This window comes from Aureimonas mangrovi (assembly GCF_014058705.1).
GTDB classification, from domain to species: Bacteria; Pseudomonadota; Alphaproteobacteria; order Rhizobiales; family Rhizobiaceae; genus Aureimonas; species Aureimonas mangrovi.
The window spans coordinates 1,482,116-1,499,044 of record NZ_CP059692.1 but is presented as its reverse complement, the minus strand read 5'-3'; the positions used below and the strand labels follow the sequence as shown (position 1 = coordinate 1,499,044).

Annotated in this window: 15 protein-coding genes; all 15 read right to left on the bottom strand. The window is 67.7% G+C overall.

Going from position 1 to position 16,929, the window contains the following annotated elements:
* Positions 1-35 precede the first annotated feature (35 nt).
* The 15 genes from H1343_RS06955 to H1343_RS06885 all read right to left on the bottom strand — a co-directional run bounded on the left by H1343_RS06955 (position 36) and on the right by H1343_RS06885 (position 16,881).
* Complete coding sequence (locus tag H1343_RS06955) at positions 36-335, bottom strand: AzlD family protein (protein ID WP_246333416.1); 300 nt, start codon at positions 333-335, stop codon at positions 36-38.
* A complete protein-coding gene (locus tag H1343_RS06950; RefSeq protein ID WP_185985167.1) occupies positions 332-1,042 on the bottom strand; it encodes an AzlC family ABC transporter permease in 711 nt (236 codons plus the stop codon). The genes H1343_RS06955 and H1343_RS06950 overlap by 4 nt, the downstream gene beginning before the upstream one ends.
* A gap of 61 nt (positions 1,043-1,103) precedes the next feature.
* Positions 1,104-1,640 (bottom strand): YbjN domain-containing protein, encoded by a 537-nt coding sequence (locus H1343_RS06945; RefSeq protein ID WP_185985166.1) that lies wholly within the window; start codon positions 1,638-1,640, stop codon positions 1,104-1,106.
* A 91-nt stretch (positions 1,641-1,731) separates the two neighbouring features.
* Positions 1,732-4,209 carry an NAD-dependent DNA ligase LigA gene (gene ligA, locus H1343_RS06940; protein WP_425484637.1) on the bottom strand — a complete coding sequence of 826 codons (2,478 nt, stop codon included), beginning with the start codon at positions 4,207-4,209 and terminating at the stop codon, positions 1,732-1,734.
* A gap of 27 nt (positions 4,210-4,236) precedes the next feature.
* Entirely contained in the window at positions 4,237-5,343 is a 1,107-nt protein-coding gene (locus H1343_RS06935) for an FAD-dependent oxidoreductase (RefSeq protein ID WP_185985164.1), read from the bottom strand.
* Between the two features lie 4 nt (positions 5,344-5,347).
* Entirely contained in the window at positions 5,348-7,021 is a 1,674-nt protein-coding gene (gene recN / locus H1343_RS06930; protein ID WP_185985533.1) for a DNA repair protein RecN, read from the bottom strand.
* A gap of 211 nt (positions 7,022-7,232) precedes the next feature.
* Positions 7,233-8,165, bottom strand: coding sequence for an outer membrane protein assembly factor BamD (locus H1343_RS06925; RefSeq protein ID WP_343048903.1), 933 nt, complete (start codon positions 8,163-8,165; stop codon positions 7,233-7,235).
* 148 nt (positions 8,166-8,313) lie between these two features.
* Positions 8,314-9,261, bottom strand: a complete 948-nt coding sequence (gene lpxC / locus H1343_RS06920; RefSeq protein ID WP_185985163.1) for a UDP-3-O-acyl-N-acetylglucosamine deacetylase — start codon at positions 9,259-9,261, stop codon at positions 8,314-8,316.
* 283 nt (positions 9,262-9,544) lie between these two features.
* Positions 9,545-11,089 (bottom strand): cell division protein FtsZ, encoded by a 1,545-nt coding sequence (gene ftsZ, locus H1343_RS06915; RefSeq protein WP_185985162.1) that lies wholly within the window; start codon positions 11,087-11,089, stop codon positions 9,545-9,547.
* 130 nt (positions 11,090-11,219) lie between these two features.
* Positions 11,220-12,548 carry a cell division protein FtsA gene (gene ftsA / locus H1343_RS06910; RefSeq protein WP_185985161.1) on the bottom strand — a complete coding sequence of 443 codons (1,329 nt, stop codon included), beginning with the start codon at positions 12,546-12,548 and terminating at the stop codon, positions 11,220-11,222.
* Positions 12,545-13,444, bottom strand: coding sequence for a cell division protein FtsQ/DivIB (locus H1343_RS06905; protein WP_246333414.1), 900 nt, complete (start codon positions 13,442-13,444; stop codon positions 12,545-12,547). The genes ftsA and H1343_RS06905 overlap by 4 nt, the downstream gene beginning before the upstream one ends.
* The gene (locus H1343_RS06900; RefSeq protein ID WP_246333406.1) at positions 13,432-14,367 is read right to left on the bottom strand and encodes a D-alanine--D-alanine ligase; all 936 of its coding nucleotides are present in this window, start codon (positions 14,365-14,367) and stop codon (positions 13,432-13,434) included. Before H1343_RS06900 ends, H1343_RS06905 begins: the two co-directional genes overlap by 13 nt.
* Positions 14,368-14,483: 116 nt before the next feature.
* A complete protein-coding gene (locus tag H1343_RS06895; protein WP_185985159.1) occupies positions 14,484-15,200 on the bottom strand; it encodes an ATP12 family chaperone protein in 717 nt (238 codons plus the stop codon).
* Positions 15,200-15,892 carry an HAD-IA family hydrolase gene (locus tag H1343_RS06890; RefSeq protein ID WP_185985158.1) on the bottom strand — a complete coding sequence of 231 codons (693 nt, stop codon included), beginning with the start codon at positions 15,890-15,892 and terminating at the stop codon, positions 15,200-15,202. Before H1343_RS06890 ends, H1343_RS06895 begins: the two co-directional genes overlap by 1 nt.
* The gene (locus H1343_RS06885) at positions 15,892-16,881 is read right to left on the bottom strand and encodes an RluA family pseudouridine synthase (protein WP_185985157.1); all 990 of its coding nucleotides are present in this window, start codon (positions 16,879-16,881) and stop codon (positions 15,892-15,894) included. The genes H1343_RS06890 and H1343_RS06885 overlap by 1 nt, the downstream gene beginning before the upstream one ends.
* Positions 16,882-16,929: the final 48 nt, after the last annotated feature.

Here is a 16,929-nt window from a genome sequence, read left to right as displayed (position 1 = left end):
CGCGGGGCCGAGAGGCTGCCGCGCCTCTCTTCGTTTCAGGCCCCGAGCGCGCGCAGGAGTGCGATCGCGCCGACCCCGATGATCACCGAGTTGAGGACCGAGATCCGCAAGGCGAGAATCCCCGAGCCGACGATCACCAGCCTCTCGACCCAGCCGCCGTCGACGAAGGCGGGCACGACGATGGTGATCAGCATGGCCGGCGGTACCGCGTTCAACGCCGCGTCAAGTCGCGGTGGAATCGTCCCCAGTCTCGACAGAAGAAGATGGCCAGCGAAGCGGGTGATATAGGTGAGGACGCCGGCAAGAACGATCAGGAGCCAGAGATCGGCGTTCACGGCGTTGCCTCCACCGGCGCGGGATCGGCCTGTCGCGGCGGCAACATTGCGGCGACCGCAATCCCCGTCACGCCGCCGATCGTGACGTGCCATGGCGTGCCGAGGAAGAGATAGGCAGGTATCGCCGTGATCGCCGCCGCGCCCGCGGCCGCCAGGAAGCCGGGACGAGCGCGGAAGGCGAGTGTCTGCGCCAGGAAGTAGACCGGCAGCGCCAGATCGAGCCCGACGGCGCGCTGGTCCGTGATGAGGCCACCGAAGATCGCGCCGGCAAGCGTCGCGATCTGCCATCCCAAATAGAGCACCAAGCCGGAGGTGAAGTAGTAGGTGCGCGTCAACTCACGTTCCGCCGCGCGTGTCTCGCCGAGGGCGAAGAGCGGATCGACGAGAACGAAAAAGGCCGCCGCCTTCTGGCCCATGGTGAAGCGCGTGAACTGACGCCCGAGCGAGGCGGAATACAGGACATGCCGGAAGTTGAGTGCGAAGACGGCGAGCAGGATTGACCACAGCGGCGCCGAGACGGCTATCAACTGGAGCGCCACGAACTGCGCCGTTCCGGCATAGACGATCATGGAGAAGCCCAGCGTTTCGACGACGCTCAGCCCGCTGTCGACCGAAAGCGCACCGAACACCACGCCGAACGGCATCAGCGCAAGGAGAAGCGGCGCGGTATCGCGCACCGCTAGGGCGAATTCCGGACGCGCTGTCATTGAGGAGCCCCAGGTCGTGAGGCAGCTTCCTAACGCGGACCAAGCGCCCTTGAAAAGCCTGTCAGAGGCGTTCGGCGCCGGGGATCAATTCCGCGTCGTCATTCGGCTGGGTCGCACCCGAGCCCGTAGAGGCTATGTCGATGACGTTCGACTTGAAGTCCGCCATAACGATCCGCCACCAGTCGATCGTGTCCTCGAAATTGGCGGCGGAAACGGAACTATAGAGATTGACGTCCATCTCCAGAACGGGGTCACCCTCGTCGTCCACGTAGGTGCGCCCAAAGCGCTTGTCGCGGTTCCAGGCATTGACCATCTCGACGCTCACGCCGTCGATGTCCCAACTCGCGGAGAAGCTGACGGATCGGCAATTGGCGTCCGTCTCGTCGCATTCGTAGAAGAAGATCGAGAAGGCCGTTCCCTCGATGCGTCCCTCGATCATCGGGGTGTTGTCGCCCGCCACGCTCAGGCGAGCCGAGCCGAAGCCGCGCACGAGTTCGGCGATGATTTCCGGGTTCGTCGCATCGACCATGTCCTGCGCCGCAGCCGGCTGAACGATGCTTGCGAGGCCGATCGTGAGGGCGAAGGCAGTGGCGCGCATGTCGAAGTCTCCGGGAGCGTCGCCTGCGACATTAGCCAAGATGGAGCGTGGCGTCACGCCAAGATGGAGCGTGGCGTCACGCCCAGAAGGCTCAGCCCGGCGTTCGCCCGATGCGCTCAAACCAGCCGTCCTCGTCGAGAACCTCGATCCCGAGTTCGGCAGCCTTCGAGAGCTTGGAGCCCGCGCCAGGGCCAGCCACCACGAGGTCTGTCTTGGCCGAGACCGAGCCCGCGACACGCGCGCCCAGAGCTTCGGCCATGCCCTTGGCCTCGTCCCGCGTCATCTTCTCGAGGGAGCCGGTGAAGACCACCGTCTTCCCAGCGACGGGCGACGCCACCTCGGCCCGGTGGAAGAGCGGGTTCTCGGTCGAGACGCCGGCATCCAGAAGCGCCTGGACGGCCTCGCGGTTGTGCGCTTCGTCGAAGAAACCGATCAGCGAGTGCGCCGCGACGGGGCCGATGTCGCTGTCGGCGGCGATCGCCCGGTACGCCTCACCCGCCCGCGCGCCGATCGCCGTCCTCAAACCCTCCACCATCGCGCTGCCGGCGCCGAAGCTCTCGCGCAGGGCGACGCGCTGGGGCGCGTTGAGGCGCAGTCCCGCATGCTGCGTCGGGTCGAAGTCAGGCGTTTCGCCCTTCTCTTCCACGGCCGCCACAAGGCCCTCCAGTGCCTTCGAGCCTTCGCCGAAACCGCGAAGCGCGGTCAGCCGGTCCCACGCCTCCCCCGGGCGCGCTTTCGCTGCAGCGGCAGCGCCGTCGATCAGCGCGCGCACATCTTCGAAATGCCGTGCGAGCGCCTTGGCCGAGGTCTCGCCGATATGCGGAATGCCGAGCGCGAAGACGAAGCGGTTGAGGTCCACCGTCTTCTTCGCCTCGATCGCGGCCAGAAGGTTCTGTGCGGCCTTGGAGTAGTCGTAGGTCTTGCGATCACCGCGCTTGCGCGCCTCCTTGCCGGATGCCGCCAGTTCGGCGTCCTCGGCAGCCTCGCGTTCCAGCCGCATGGCAAGCGCGCGTTGTTCCATCAACGCCTTCACCGGCCCGAGCGACAGCTTGAAGATGTCCGCCGGCTGGTGGACCATACCCTCGTCGAACATCGCCTCGATCAGCCGGTCGCCGAGACCGTCGATGTCAAAGGCTGCGCGCGAGACGAAATGCTTCAGCCCCTCGCGCCCCTGCGCCGGGCAGGTAAGCCCGGCCGTGCAGCGGCGCACCGAATCCGGGCGTCCGGTGCGCGCGTTGATCTCCCGCGCCGCCTTCGACCCGCAGATCGGGCAGTGGTCCGGAAATGCGAAGGGCACGGCACCGGCCGGGCGCTTCTCCTCGACGACGTCGAGCACCTGTGGGATCACATCGCCGGCGCGCTGGATCACCACCGCGTCGCCGATGCGGATGTCGCGCCCGCCCCGGATCGGCTCGCCCGAAGCGTCCCGCCCGGCGATATAGTCCTCGTTGTGGAGCGTGACGTTGGAGACGACGACGCCCCCCACCGTCACGGGCCGCAGTCGCGCCAACGGAGCGAGCTTGCCGGTGCGCCCGACATTGATGTCGATCGCCTCCACCACCGTCGTCGCCTTCTCGGCCGTGAACTTGTGGGCAATCGCCCAGCGCGGCGAACGCGAGACGAAGCCGAGCCGCTCCTGAAGACCGAGGTCGTCGACCTTGTAGACCACGCCGTCGATGTCGTAGCCGAGCGAGGCCCTCGCCTCCTCGATGGCATGGTAGTGCGCGATGAGTTCTGCGATGCCGGTGAAGCGCTTCATCCGCTCGTTGATCGGGAAGCCGAACCGGCCGAGCGCGGCGACCATCTCCATCTGGGTGCTGGCCGGCAGCGCGCTCGCTTCCCCCCAGGCATAAGCGAAGAACCGCAGTGGCCGGGATCTCGTGACCGCCGGGTCGAGCTGACGCAGCGAGCCAGCCGCCGCGTTGCGCGGGTTGGCAAAGAGTGCGAGCCCCTCAGCTTCGCGTCGGGCGTTGAGGGCTGCGAAATCGGCGTGGCTCATATAGACCTCGCCGCGCACCTCGAAAATGTCGGGCGCCTCGCCTTTCAGCCGACGCGGAATATCATCGAGCGTCAGCGCGTTCTGTGTGACGTCCTCGCCGACCGACCCGTCGCCGCGCGTCGCCGCCGAAACGAGCTTGCCGCCCTCGTAGCGAAGCGACAGCGAAAGTCCGTCGATCTTCGGCTCGGCGGTGATGGCCAGCGGCGCATCGTCGCCGAGCTTCAGGAAGCGGCGCACGCGGCGTGCGAAGTCCGCCACGTCCTCGTCGGAAAAGGCATTGTCGAGCGAGAGCATCGGCAGGGCATGGCGAATCTTGCCGAACTTCGCTGCCGGTGCGGTTCCGACGCGCTTCGACGGCGTGTCGGGCCGCACGAGGTCGGGGAAGCGCTCCTCGATCGCCGTGTTGCGCCGACGCAGTTCGTCATACTGCGCGTCGGTGATCTCCGGCGCGTCGTCCGCGTAATAGCGCTCATCAGCCGCCGCGATCTCGCCGGCGAGTGCCGCCAGTTCGGCCTCGGCCTGTTCGCGCGAGAGGGCTTCGACGGCGGTTTCGCGGCTCATATCTGGCATGCCCGTTCGGATCGATAACGCTTGGAGCTATCGAAGCCAGGATGGCGTCAGGTCAAGCCCGAGAACGTTCTCGACGATGCGCCGACGAAGGAAAGGCGTTCGGGCGGCAAGCGGCAGGGCGATGGGCAGGGCGCGGCTGGCAATGGCCGGACGCCTGCGCACGAAGTCCGTCATCCGCCGCGTGGAGGCGACCACGCGCCGCGCCACCGGCAGCCTCTCGCCCTCGTACTCGCCTTCACGGCCCTGCGAGAGCAGAAAAGCGAAAGTCGCCGCATCGTGGATGCCGAGGTTCATGCCCCGCGCGCCGACGGGCGAATGGACATGCGCCGCGTCTCCAGCCAGAAAAACGCGCCCGGCCTGCATGCGTCCGGCATGGCGGAAAGTGACTGTGAAGTCCGATTCCCAGACGATCTTCGCGACATTCGGCGTCTTATCGATAACGTCCCGCGTCGAGACATCGAAGCCAACGACGCGCAGAAGATCGGCCCGCAGCGGGAACAGAGCCGTCGCGCCGCCTTCCGAGCGCAGCAGGCCGTGAAGCTCGGTCGGGTCGATCGGCTTCGACAGGCGCAGGTCGGCCAGCGCGAACCGTGCTGGATAGTCCTCCCCGCCCCATTCGATCCCGGCATCGCGCCGTACGATCGAGCGGGCGCCATCCGCGCCGAAGACGATGTCGGCCCGTATCCTTTCGCCGCTCGCAAGTTCGACCTCTGCCCCGCCCGGCCCTGAGCGAAGCCACGTCACGGGATTGTTCCATTCCACGGAAACGCCCTGCCCTTCCAGCCAGTCGAGCATCGCCCGCTCGGTGCTGCCCTGCGGCAAAGTGAGCATGAAAGGATAGCGCGTCTCGCGAGCCCATTGTGTGCGCATCGTGGCGAGCGCCCGCCCGTCGAGATGGATGGTGAGGCGCTGGACGCGCTGGCCTTCGGCGAGGAGCCGTTCCGTGAGCCCGCTCGCCTCCAGAACGCGAAGCGTCGGCGGAAGGATGCCCAGCGCGCGGGATTGATCCGGCGGCGTCGGCCCGTCGTCGCGGTCGACGATGCGCGGCGAGAAACCGTATCGCTTCAGCTCGACGGCGGCGGCGAGCCCCGTTGGACCAGCACCGGCGATCAGGATCGAAACGGTGCGGTCCATCGCATCAGGCCTCCTGTCCTATCAACCGGGAGGCCGCGGCCCGCGCCTCCTCCGTCACGTGTTCGCCCGCCAGCATGCGGGCGATTTCCTCCCTTCGGGCGACTAGGTCCATCTCGGCCACCCGCGTTGCCACGCGCTCCTCGGCCCCGGCCGCTCCGCTCTTGGAGATCAGGAGATGATTGGCCGCGCGCGCCGCCACCTGCGGCGCGTGGGTGACGGACAGAACCTGCACGCGCTCGGCCAGGCGCTTGAGGCGGCGCCCGATCGCATCCGCCACCGCGCCGCCGACCCCGGTGTCGATCTCGTCGAAGACGAGGGTCGGGGCTGAGCCACGATCGGCCAGAGCCACCTTCAGCGCCAGGAGAAACCGCGAGAGTTCACCGCCCGATGCGACCTTCATCATCGGTCCCGCACGCGTGCCGGGATTGGTGCGCACGTAGAATTCAGCCGTGTCGATGCCGGCCTCGTTCGCCCGCTCGGGATCGCTCACCATTTCAACGATGAACTGGGCGCGCTCGAGTTTGAGGTCCGGCAGCTCCGCCATGACGGCGGCTTCCAGGAGACGAGCCGCCTCGTGACGTCTGGCGGACAAACTGGCTGCCAGCGCATGGAAGTGCTCGCGCCGCTCGGCCACCTCGCGCTCGAGGACGGCAACACGCTCCTCGCCGGCATCGAGTTCGGCGAGATCGGCGATCATCTTCTCCGCGAGCGCAGGCAGATCGTCGACCGGCCGGTTGAACTTGCGCCCCGCCGCACGCAGCGCGAACAGCCGCTCTTCGGTGGTCTCCAGCGCGCGCGGATCGAACTCCAGCGAACGCAGCGCGCCCTGCAGGCTCATCTGCGCGTCCGAGAGCGAATCCAGTGCCGCATCGAGACGGCTCAACGCCTCGTCGAGAAGGCCGGGAAGCTCGTCCTTGCGCCGGTCTAGCCGGCGAAGAAGCCCGGCGAGAGCCGGAATGGGAGACGCCGGACCGGACAGTTCCTCATGCGCGTCGTTGACGTCGCTCGCGATCTTCTCCGAGCGCATCATCGTCTGTCGCTTGTCGGCCAGTTCCTCCTCCTCGCCGGGCAGCGGCTGGAGCTCCGACAATTCGTCGACGCAGGCGCGCAGATAGTCCGCCTCGCGCGCCGCTTCCTCGACGCGCACGCGGTGCCGGGAGAGTTCGGCCTGCGCTGCGCGCCACTTCATGAAGGCGGCCGAAACCGCCTGCGCCTCGACCTGATGTCCGCCGAAGGCGTCCAGAAGCGCGCGATGCGCCTCGGGATCGACGAGTGCGCGGTCGTCGTGCTGGCCGTGGATCTCGACGAGGCCGACGCCGAGATCGCGCATCATGGCAACGCTGGCCGGGCGATCGTTGACGAAGACGCGCGTGCGCCCGTCCGCACCCTGCACGCGGCGCAGGACGAGATCGCCGTCGTCTTCGAAACCGTTCTCGCGCAGGAGGTCGCGCGCGCGGTGGCCCGCCGGCAAGTCGAAGACCGCGCTGATCTCGCCCTGCTTGGCGCCGTGGCGCACGAGCGAGCCGTCGCCGCGCCCCCCGAGCGCCAGCGAGAGGGCGTCGAGGAGGATGGACTTGCCCGCGCCGGTCTCGCCCGTCAGCACGGAAAGGCCGTTCTTCAACGAGAGGTCGAGCCTTTCGATGAGAACGATGTCGCGGATCGAGAGATGGACGAGCATGAAGGGGTCGAAGCGGTTTCGCCTGGAGCTGCTCATCTGGCAGCGACGCGCGAAGATAGGCGCTCACGGCCCCGGGGCAAAGCCCCGTGCGGCGACGTGCGTCTTTTCGAACGCCCCACGGCCGCTCCCGCGATTGGTTCTACGGCGCTGTCACCCGGTCAAGAAAAAGGCCGGCGCTCTGGCCGGCCTTTTCTCGCGATAGCTTACCGGATCAGGAAACCGGCGGCGGCCCGACGACGGGCTCTGCGGTGGCGGCAGGTGCTGCTTCGCGCTGGCCGCCGGTGATAAGACGCGTCGCGCTCGAGAACCAGGAGGTCGGGCCTGCCTCCTGCGGGCGAAGCCCGTCGTTCTGAAGAAGCGCGTAGCTGTCGTTGTACCACTGAGAATCGGGGAAGTTCTGGCCGAGCACCGAGGCCGAAGCCTGTGCTTCCTGCCGCAGGCCCATCGCCATGTAGGCCTCAGTCAGGCGCGCCAGCGCCTCCTCGACATGGCGGGTGCGCGGATAGGTATCGACGACGTTCTTGAAGCGGTTGATGGCGGCGACGTATTCACGCCGCTCGAGATAGTAGCGGCCGACCTGCATTTCCTTGCCCGCGAGCTGGTCGCGCGTCTGGCGAAGTTTCGCCTCGGCATCCGCCACGTACTCGGACTCTGGATAGCGGTCGATCACCTCCTGCATGGCAGCGGCGGCGCGTGCCGTCTGGGCCTGATCGCGCGTCACGTCGGGCATCTGCCGGAAGTAGGACATGCCGGTGATGTACTGAGCGTAGGCCGCTTCATCCGAACCCGGATAGAGCGACACGTAGCGACGCGCCGAGGAAACCGCCTCATCGTAATCGGCCGCGCGATAGGCGGCGAAGGAGCGCATGATGAGCGCTCGTCGCGCATATTCGGAGTAGGGATGCTGGCGGTCGATCGCCTGGAACTTCGCCTGCGCTTCGCCGAGATTGCCGGCGTCGAGATTGGCCAGGCCCTGATTGTAAAGGACGTCTGCCGGTTCGGTCTGCGACGCGAGGGCGAGCGCGTCGAAATTGTCGTCCCCGCCGCCCATGCAGGCCGACAGCGAAATCAGCGAGGCCGCGAGCGCCATGCCGAGCGAGGCCCGCCCGATCGCAGACCGTCCGTTCGAAGAATGGCGCATCATCGTCAAATCCTCTGCTCCCCTCGCCCCTGGCATGCGTATCATCGAGGCCTTCGCACCGCTCTTAGATCAGAAGACGGCAGGCCGACAACGCTTCAAGCCGCGCCAAGGCGCCTTTTTTGAGGCGCGTGCGGTCTGCCGCGCAGATGCCTCAGAGCACCTGCGGGCCGTAGGCCGAAGCCGCGACCGCGGCCAGCGGCGCAGCCTTGCCGCCGCGCGCGGCCACGCGGGCCGGCATTTCCACGACCTCGTAGGCGGTCCGGTCGGCCAGAAGCGCACGCAGCGCCAGGGCGTTCAGCCGATGCCCGCCGCGGTAGGAACGATAGCAGCCGAGGATGCGCACGCCCGCCATCGCCTGATCGCCGATCGCGTCCAGCGTCTTGTGCCGCACGAACTCGTCCGGGTAGCGCAGGCCGCCCGGATTGATCACGCGATCGTCGTCTCCGATGACTACGGAATTGTCGAGCGAGGAGCCGAGCGCATGGCCTGAAGCCCAAAGCCGCTCGACGTCCTTCATGAAGCCGAAGGTGCGCGCGCGGGAGAGCTCGTTGCGGAAGGTTTCCGGCGTCAGGTCCGCGGCAAAGCGCTGGCGCCCGATCGCGGCCGTCGCGAAATCGATCTCGATCTCGAAGCGCGTGCCCTCGTAGGGCAGGTACTGCGCCGTCGCGCCCTTCATCTCGACGCTGACGGGCTTCAACACGCGGATGAAGCGGCGGCGGGCCCGCTGGCGTACGATGCCGGCGCCCTCGATCGCCTCGACAAAGGCGCGGGAATCGCCTTCCATGATCGGCACTTCGCGGCCGTCGATCTCGACGACGGCGTTGTCGATCCCCATCGCGTAAAGCGCGGCCATCAGGTGCTCGACCGTCGCGACATGCACGCCGGCCATGTCGCCGACCACGGTGGAGAGGTCGTTGACGGAGACATTGGTGGAAACGGCCGCGATCTCGCGGATCAGGCCCGAGGGCTCGAAGATATGGAAGACGATACCAGTATCGGCGTCGGCAGGATGAATCGCCATTTCCACCGCAGCACCGCTATGCACGCCCACCCCGTTGAAGCCGATGCGGGCGCCGATGGTCTGTTGATGCTGAGTCACTCTGGCATTTCCCCTGACGCGAAATCGCGGGTCGTTCGGACGAGGAAGACAGCAACCATCCCGACACCGCTCAACGCCATTTCAATTCAGCGCGAAACATGCGCGCCGTATGGCCTCTAGGTAGTGGAATGCGATGCCTGAAACCAAATCACGGTTTCTTACTTCTTATTACCATTCGTCGAATTAAGCGCTCGTTAACGACAGCGAAAACAAAGCCTTAAACGAAAAGCCCGCTTCCGGTGGAAGCGGGCTTCACTGTTACGAAGTGAGTTTCGTGAACGCGTCAGCTCGACTGGCGGCGAAGGAAAGCCGGGATTTCGAGCTGGTCGTCTTCGCTCGGCTGGCGAACCTGGCTCACCGGGCGCGCTGCCGAATCGGCAGCGGCACGGCGCGGGGCGTAGGGGCTGGCCTCCCCGTGCGCCGGACGGCGCAGCTCGGGCGCACGCGGTGCGGCCATGCCGGCCTCCTCCTCGTGGCGGGTCAGGCCGGTCGTCAGGCGGCGCAGGAGGCCCATCGGGCCCTTGTCGTCGGCGTGAGCGTCCGGCTGGGCACCGCGACGCTCCATCTCGGCCTGCACCACCGGCGGGAAGTCCTCCACGCGCGGCATGCGCGGGGCAGCGGCCTGCGGGGCGACCTGGGCGATTTCGGCTTCGAGAGCGGCGGTGAAGTCGTCTTCGAGATCGTGCATGACCGGTGCCGGCGCGGCAGCGAGGGGAGCATGCGCATAGACCGGAGCGGCCGGCTGCGGCGCGGGCACATGGACCGGAGCCTGCGGCGCCGGGGCGGCAGCCGCCGGCACGGCGGCCGGGCGCGGAGCCGGAACGGCGCGCGTCTCCGGCTGGCGGTCGAACGCCTCGGCGGCGGTCTTGTCGATGCCCGTCGCCACGACCGAAACGCGGATCACGCCTTCCAGCGCCTCGTCGAAGGTCGCGCCGAGGATGATGTTGGCGTCCTGGTCGACTTCCTCGCGGATGCGGGTCGCCGCCTCGTCCACCTCGAAGAGGGTGAGGTCGCGGCCGCCGGTGATCGAGATCAGAAGGCCCTTGGCGCCCTTCATCGAGGTCTCGTCGAGGAGCGGGTTGGCGATCGCGGCCTCGGCGGCGGCCATCGCGCGGCCCTCGCCGGACGCCTCGCCCGTGCCCATCATCGCCTTGCCCATCTCGCGCATCACCGAGCGGACGTCGGCGAAGTCGAGGTTGATCAGGCCTTCCTTGACCATCAGGTCGGTGATGCAGGCGACGCCCGAGTAGAGCACCTGGTCGGCCATGCCGAAGGCATCGGCGAAGGTGGTCTTGTCGTTGGCGATGCGGAAGAGGTTCTGGTTCGGGATCACGATGAGCGTGTCGACGCTCTTCTGCAGATCCTCGATGCCCTGCTCGGCGATGCGCAGGCGGCGCTGACCTTCGAAGTGGAAAGGCTTGGTGACGACGCCGACGGTCAGGATGCCCTTCTCGCGCGCAGCACGAGCGACGACGGGCGCAGCGCCCGTGCCGGTGCCGCCGCCCATACCGGCGGTCACAAAGCACATGTGCGAGCCGAGGAGGTGATCGCAGATCTCGTCGAGGGATTCCTCGGCGGCCGCGCGGCCGACCTCGGGCTGCGAGCCGGCGCCGAGGCCTTCGGTGACGGCCACGCCCATCTGGATGACGCGCTCAGCGCGCGAGGAGCGCAGCGCCTGGGCGTCGGTGTTGGCGATCACGAACTCCACGCCCTCAAGGCCGGCGTTGATCATGTTGTTGACGGCGTTGCAGCCGCCGCCGCCGACACCGAAGACGGTGATGCGGGGCTTGAGCTCGGTGATGTCCGGCTTCTGCAGGTTGATACTCATGACCTCGAATTTCCTTTCGCAGTGGGCCGTCTCGCCGCGCCGGCCGCTGATCGTCTCAAGATTTGTTCCGCCAGTGCGTGGCTGGCACCGTAAACGCCGGGGCAAGCTCGAAGCTTGCGCCGTTCACTTCTCAGAAACTTCTCCGGAGCCAGGAGCCGACCCGGCCGATGCGCGTCGCCTCGTCGAAGGCGAAGTCGATCGGAGAGCTCTCCGGCACGAACTCATGCAGCGCCACCTGCGGGTAGATCAGGAGGCCGGCAGCGGTGGCGAAGGCCGGGCCCTTGTTGGACGCCGACAGGCCTGCGATGCCGACGGGCCGGCCGAGGCGCACGTTGCGCTGGAGGATGTCCCGGCACACGTCCGGCAAGCCGGCGAGCTGGCTCGCCCCGCCCGTCAGGACGACGCGCTTGCCGATGACATGGCCGAGCCCGGAGGCCGCCAGCCGGTCGCGGATGGCCTCCAGCGTTTCCTCGACGCGCGGACGGATGATGCGCGCGATGAGAGAGCGCGACACGCTCATCGGCTCGTCGACGCCGTCGCAGCCCAAGGGAGCGACCGTGATCGTCTCGCCGTCTTCGAGAAGCTCGGTCATGGCGTTGCCGTGCATGACCTTCAGCCGCTCGGCCTGCTCGGTGCGGATCGAAAGGCCGCGCGCCAGATCCATCGTGATGTGCTGGCCGCCGAGCGCCACCGCGTCGGCATAGGCGAAACGACCGTTGTTGAAGATCGAGATCGTCGTCGTGCCCGCGCCCATGTCGATGCAGGCCGAGCCCATCTGCGCCTCGTCCTCGACGAGGGTCGCGAGGCCGCTGGCATACGGGCTGGCGACGAAGGCCTCGACCACGAGCTGGGCGCGGTTGACCGCCATCTCGAGATTGCGCAGCGGCGTCTCTTCCGCCGAAAGGACGTGCAGCTCGGCGCCCAGCGTCTCGCCGGTCATGCCGACCGGATCCTCCAAGCCGCCCTCGCCGTCGAGGGAAAGGTCGAAGGGTATCGAATGCAGCGGCAGGCGGCCTGTCTCGATCTGGGCACGCGAAGCGTTGTTAAGGACGCGCTTGAGATCGCTCTGCGAGGTCTCGTTGCCGGCGATGGTGAGCTCGGCATGGCCGCGCGAGCTTTTCAGGCGCCCGGCACTGATCGAGACGACAAGCGACTCCACCGTCAGCCCCGCCATACGCTCGGCCGCATCGACGCAGGCGCGGATCGAGGTCTCGGCCGCAGCCAGATCCACCACGACGCCGGACTTGATGCCGCGCGAGCGGTGATGGCCGACGCCGATCACTTCGACGAGGTGGGTGCGCGTCGGCAGCACCTCGCCGTGGGCGCGCGGCTTCAGCCGGGCGATCAGGCACGTGACCTTGGACGATCCGACGTCGAGCACGGAGACGACGCTGGCGCGCCGCTGCGAGAGACGGGGGACACGGGGCAGCGCGCCGGCTCGGGACGCGAAGAGGCTCATACGGGGTTCTCCCTGCGGGCCTTGGCAAGACGCGCCCGTTCCGCAAGCGCGGCCTCGCGCCGCTCCTTCGCTTCGGGCGTCAGTTTGACGGTCATCCGGTCGTCGACGCGCATGTCGACCGAGACGATGTCGCGCGACAGGAGACCGGTGTCGCGGTCCATGCGGACCACTTCGGCCGCGGCCTCGATCGGGTCGATCTCCGGCAGCTTCACGATCACCCCGTTGTCGAGATGCAGATCCCATCGCCGGTGGGCGACGCGCACATAGGCGCGAATCCGCGGCGTCAGCTCCGGGATCACCTCGATCCGGTCGAGCAGCTCGGCGGCGTCGCGCTCCGCCCCCGCCCCCACCACGAAGGGCAGATCGGTGAAGCGGGTCGTCGCGTAGGGGACGATCTCGTTTCCATCGCGATCGATGACCATGAGCTCGCGCCCGCGCTGCCACACGGCGTAGGGCGCGCGCTCCACCACCTCGACGGCGACGCGGTCGGGATAGACCTTGGTGATGCTCGCCTGGTCGATCCACGGCATGGCCTCGATGGCCTCGCGGGTCGCCTCGACATCGAGCCCGGCGACTGTCTGCGCGCCGGTCATGTAGAGCGTCTGCAGGATGTCGATCTGCGAGGTCTCCGAATTGCCGGAGACGTCGACGCGATCGATCGAGAAGCCGAAGGGCGCGCTGATCGTATCGAGGACGACGGGCGCATGGCCGCCGAGTGCCGTGCCGTAGAGCGCGGAAGACGAGAGGACGACGCTCGCCATCATCCAGAAGCGCGGCAGCGGCAGGCGCTGCAGACGATGCGCGTAGCCGTTGATGCGCTTCATGGCAATGCCGGCACGCAGCGCCAGCCGCTCCATGCGCTCCTCGGGCGAGGCCCTGTGGGTCAGCGCGCGCACGAGGCATCTCCCACCATCCAGCTCAAGAGCTCGCCGAAGGAGTGGCCGGCCGCGCGCGCGATGTCCGGCACGAGCGATGTCGGCGTCATGCCGGGCTGCGTGTTGATCTCCAGCCAGGCGAGTTCTCCGCCCTCGCCGAAGCGGTCGTCGTAGCGAAAGTCGGAACGCGTCACGCCCCTGCAGCCGAGCGCGCGATGCGCGGCCAGGGAATGTTCCTGCACCTTCGCGGTGACGTGCGCCGGCAGGTCGGCCGGCACGATGTGCGTCGAGCCGCCTGGCGAATATTTGGATTCGTAATCGTAGAACGCGTGGTCGTTCGACTTGATCTCGCAGACGCCGAGCGCGACGTCGCCCATCACAGCGCAGGTCAGTTCGCGCCCGTGGACATAGCGCTCGATCATCACCGTCTCGCCGAAGGCCCACTCGGCGCCCGTCAGCTCCTGCGGCGGATGGGCGTGATCCTCACGCACGATGAGGACGCCGAAGGACGAACCTTCCGCGACGGGCTTCACGACGTAGGGCGGGGTCATCACATGCGCGCGCCCAGCCTCTCGGCGGTCGACGAGACGGGATTCGGCCAGCGGAATGCCGGCCGCTTTGGCGACGATCTTCGCCTTCTCCTTGTTCATAGCCAGTGCCGAGGCGAGAACGCCCGAATGCGTGTAGGGGATCGTCAGGAACTCCAGGATGCCCTGGATCGTCCCGTCCTCGCCGAACGGCCCGTGAAGGGCATTGAAAGCGACATCCGGCTTCAGTTCACGCAGGACGGACGCCACGTCGCGGGCGACATCGATGCGGGTGACGCGGAAGCCCTCGGCCTCGAGAGCATCGGCGCAGGCATTGCCCGAAGAGAGGCTGACCGGCCTTTCGGACGAGAAACCACCCATCAGCATTGCGACATGCGTCGTCATGAATCCGCTCATTCCCCATAGCCATCAGGCCGGAGAACATTCATCGCCTCGCGATGGTTAAGCGGTGGTTAAGGCACTATGGCCAAAGCAAGAAAATCGTAAGGCCGTTTGCAAAGACGGCGTTTACCTCATCGTGCCCGTGCGGCGATGAGCGCGGCCGCCCGCATGTCGGCGAAGCGCGCCGCGCGCCGGGCGCTCGCCTCGGCATCCTCGCCCCATTGCTCGATGTTCCAGTCCTCGTCGAGATGAGCGAGCCGCCAGGCCTCGACATCGTCCAGGCGCGCCTCGATCACCGCCAGCGAGAGGATCAGCGAGCCGGTCAGCGTCGTCATTTGATGGAGCGCCGCAATCTCGAAGCCGCTCGTGCGCGCTTCGAGGAGAGCCGCCACGGCCGCGACGCTCTCCGGCGGCTGCGCGATGTGCATCACGCCGGCGCCCGTCAGGAAGAGGGCGCCGACGCGCTCCTCGGCCCAGCGCAGGACCGGGTCCCACTCGCGGCTCTGGCGCTCGACGAGGCGCTCCGGTCCATCGGCCCGGTAGAACAGGAGGTCGGTCTCGGCGTAGCGCTTCAGGTCCTCGCGCACGGCGGAGGGGTCGTCCGCGATGGCGTCCACGATGGTGTTGGCAAGCCGCGTGACCGGCATCGTCGCGGGATCGATGCGCTCGCCTTGCCCGCGCCATTCCTCGGCAACCGCCTCAGCGGCGGCGGCGGATGGCAGGGTGAGCGAGCGCCGTCCGGGCGTCTTCAGCGGGCGCCCGTCGAGCAGCACGGCATGGGCCTCGCCTTCAGGCTGCACCGAAACCGTTTTGTAGAAGCGCTTGGGGAGACTCGTGTTCTCGATCATCACGCTCTCGCCAGTTGCGGAAGCGCGCCCGTCTCGATGAAGCCGTCGAGCAGAAGGCGCAGTTCGGCGACCTCGCGCGCGACGAGCGTGGCGCCGGCCTCCTCCAGCGCGTTCGCCGAGCCCGCGCCCCATGCGACGCCGATCCCTCGAGAACCCGCAGCACGTGCCATCTGCATGTCGAAGACCGCGTCTCCGACGACAACGGCGTCTGCCGGGTCGAGGCCGAACGCGCCGCAGCATTCGAGCACCATCGCCGGATGCGGCTTGGAGGGGCAGTCATCGGCCGTGCGAACCGCTGTGAAGACGCCGTCGAGCCCGTGCGCCGCGACGATTGCCGCGACACCCCGGCGAGACTTGCCGGTGACAATGCCGAGAAGCACGTCGTCGCGCCCGGCGAGGTCGGCCAGCATTTCGGCGACGCCCTCGAACAGCATCTCGCGATGCCTGGGGTCGTTGCGCATTTCGTGGAAGACCGCCCGGTAAGTGCCCGCCATGACTCCGGCTTCCGCCCTTTCGGGCACCGGCAGGAGGTCGGCGATGGCATGCTCCAGCGAAAGCCCGATCACGCCGTGGACGTCGGTGGCGGCCGGCACCGAACGCCCGTGGTGGCGGAACGTCTCGGCCATCGCGGAGACGATCGTGCCGAAGCTGTCGGCGAGTGTGCCGTCACAGTCGAAGAGGATCGCCTTCATCAATCGCCCATCAGGGCTTCGTCGAAGCCGAAGAGGTTGAACGTCTGCACCATGTGCTGCGGCAGCGGGGCCATCTGGTCGATCACACCCTTGCCGGCGGGGTGCGGGATGACGATGCGCCGGGCGTGGAGGTGCAGCCGGTTCTGCACACCGCCGGGAAAGTCCCAGTTGGTGTCGTGCTCGAAATATTTCGGATCGCCCAGAATCGGGTGGCCGATATGGGCGGCGTGGACGCGAAGCTGGTGGGTGCGGCCGGTGTAGGGCTCCATCTCCAGCCAGGCGAAATTTTGCGCCACCTGATCGAGCACGCGATAGTGCGACAGCGCGTGGTCGGCGCCCTCCTCCCCGTGCCGGGCGACGCGCATCCGGTCGCCGTCCGGCGTCTGTTCCTTGACGAGATAGGTCGAGATGCGCCCGTCATGCGGGGCGGGCACGCCCTTCACGATCGCCCAGTAGGTCTTCTTGGTATCGCGCTCGCGGAAGGCCCTGGTCAGCTCGACGGCCGCGCCGCGCGTGCGGGCGACGACGAGGACGCCGGAGGTGTCGCGGTCGAGGCGGTGGACGAGGCGCGGCTTCTCGCCCTTCTTGGAACGCCAGGCTTCCAGCATGGCATCGACATGGCGAGACACGCCCGAGCCGCCCTGCACGGCAAGGCCGGCGGGCTTGTTGAAGACGAAGACCTTCTCGTCCTCGTATAGCAGCATCTGCGAAAGGACGTCCCCGTCATGCCGATCGCGCATCGTGTTGGCGGTGAGCGGCCTCGCCTTCACGTCGGCCCGGTCGATGCCGAGCGGCGGCACGCGCACGAGTTGGCCGGGCGCAAGCCGCGTGTCCGCCTTGGCGCGGCCGCCGTCGAGCCGGATCTGGCCGGAGCGCAGAAGCTTCTGAAGATGGCCGAAGCCGAGGCCCGGATAATGGATCTTGAACCAGCGATCGAGCCGAAGCCCCTGCTCGTCCGTCTCGACTCTGACCTGCTCGACGGCGGACATGGCGCTACGTTCCTTGAAGTTTGTGCCTCCCGATAGCGCAAGTCGCGG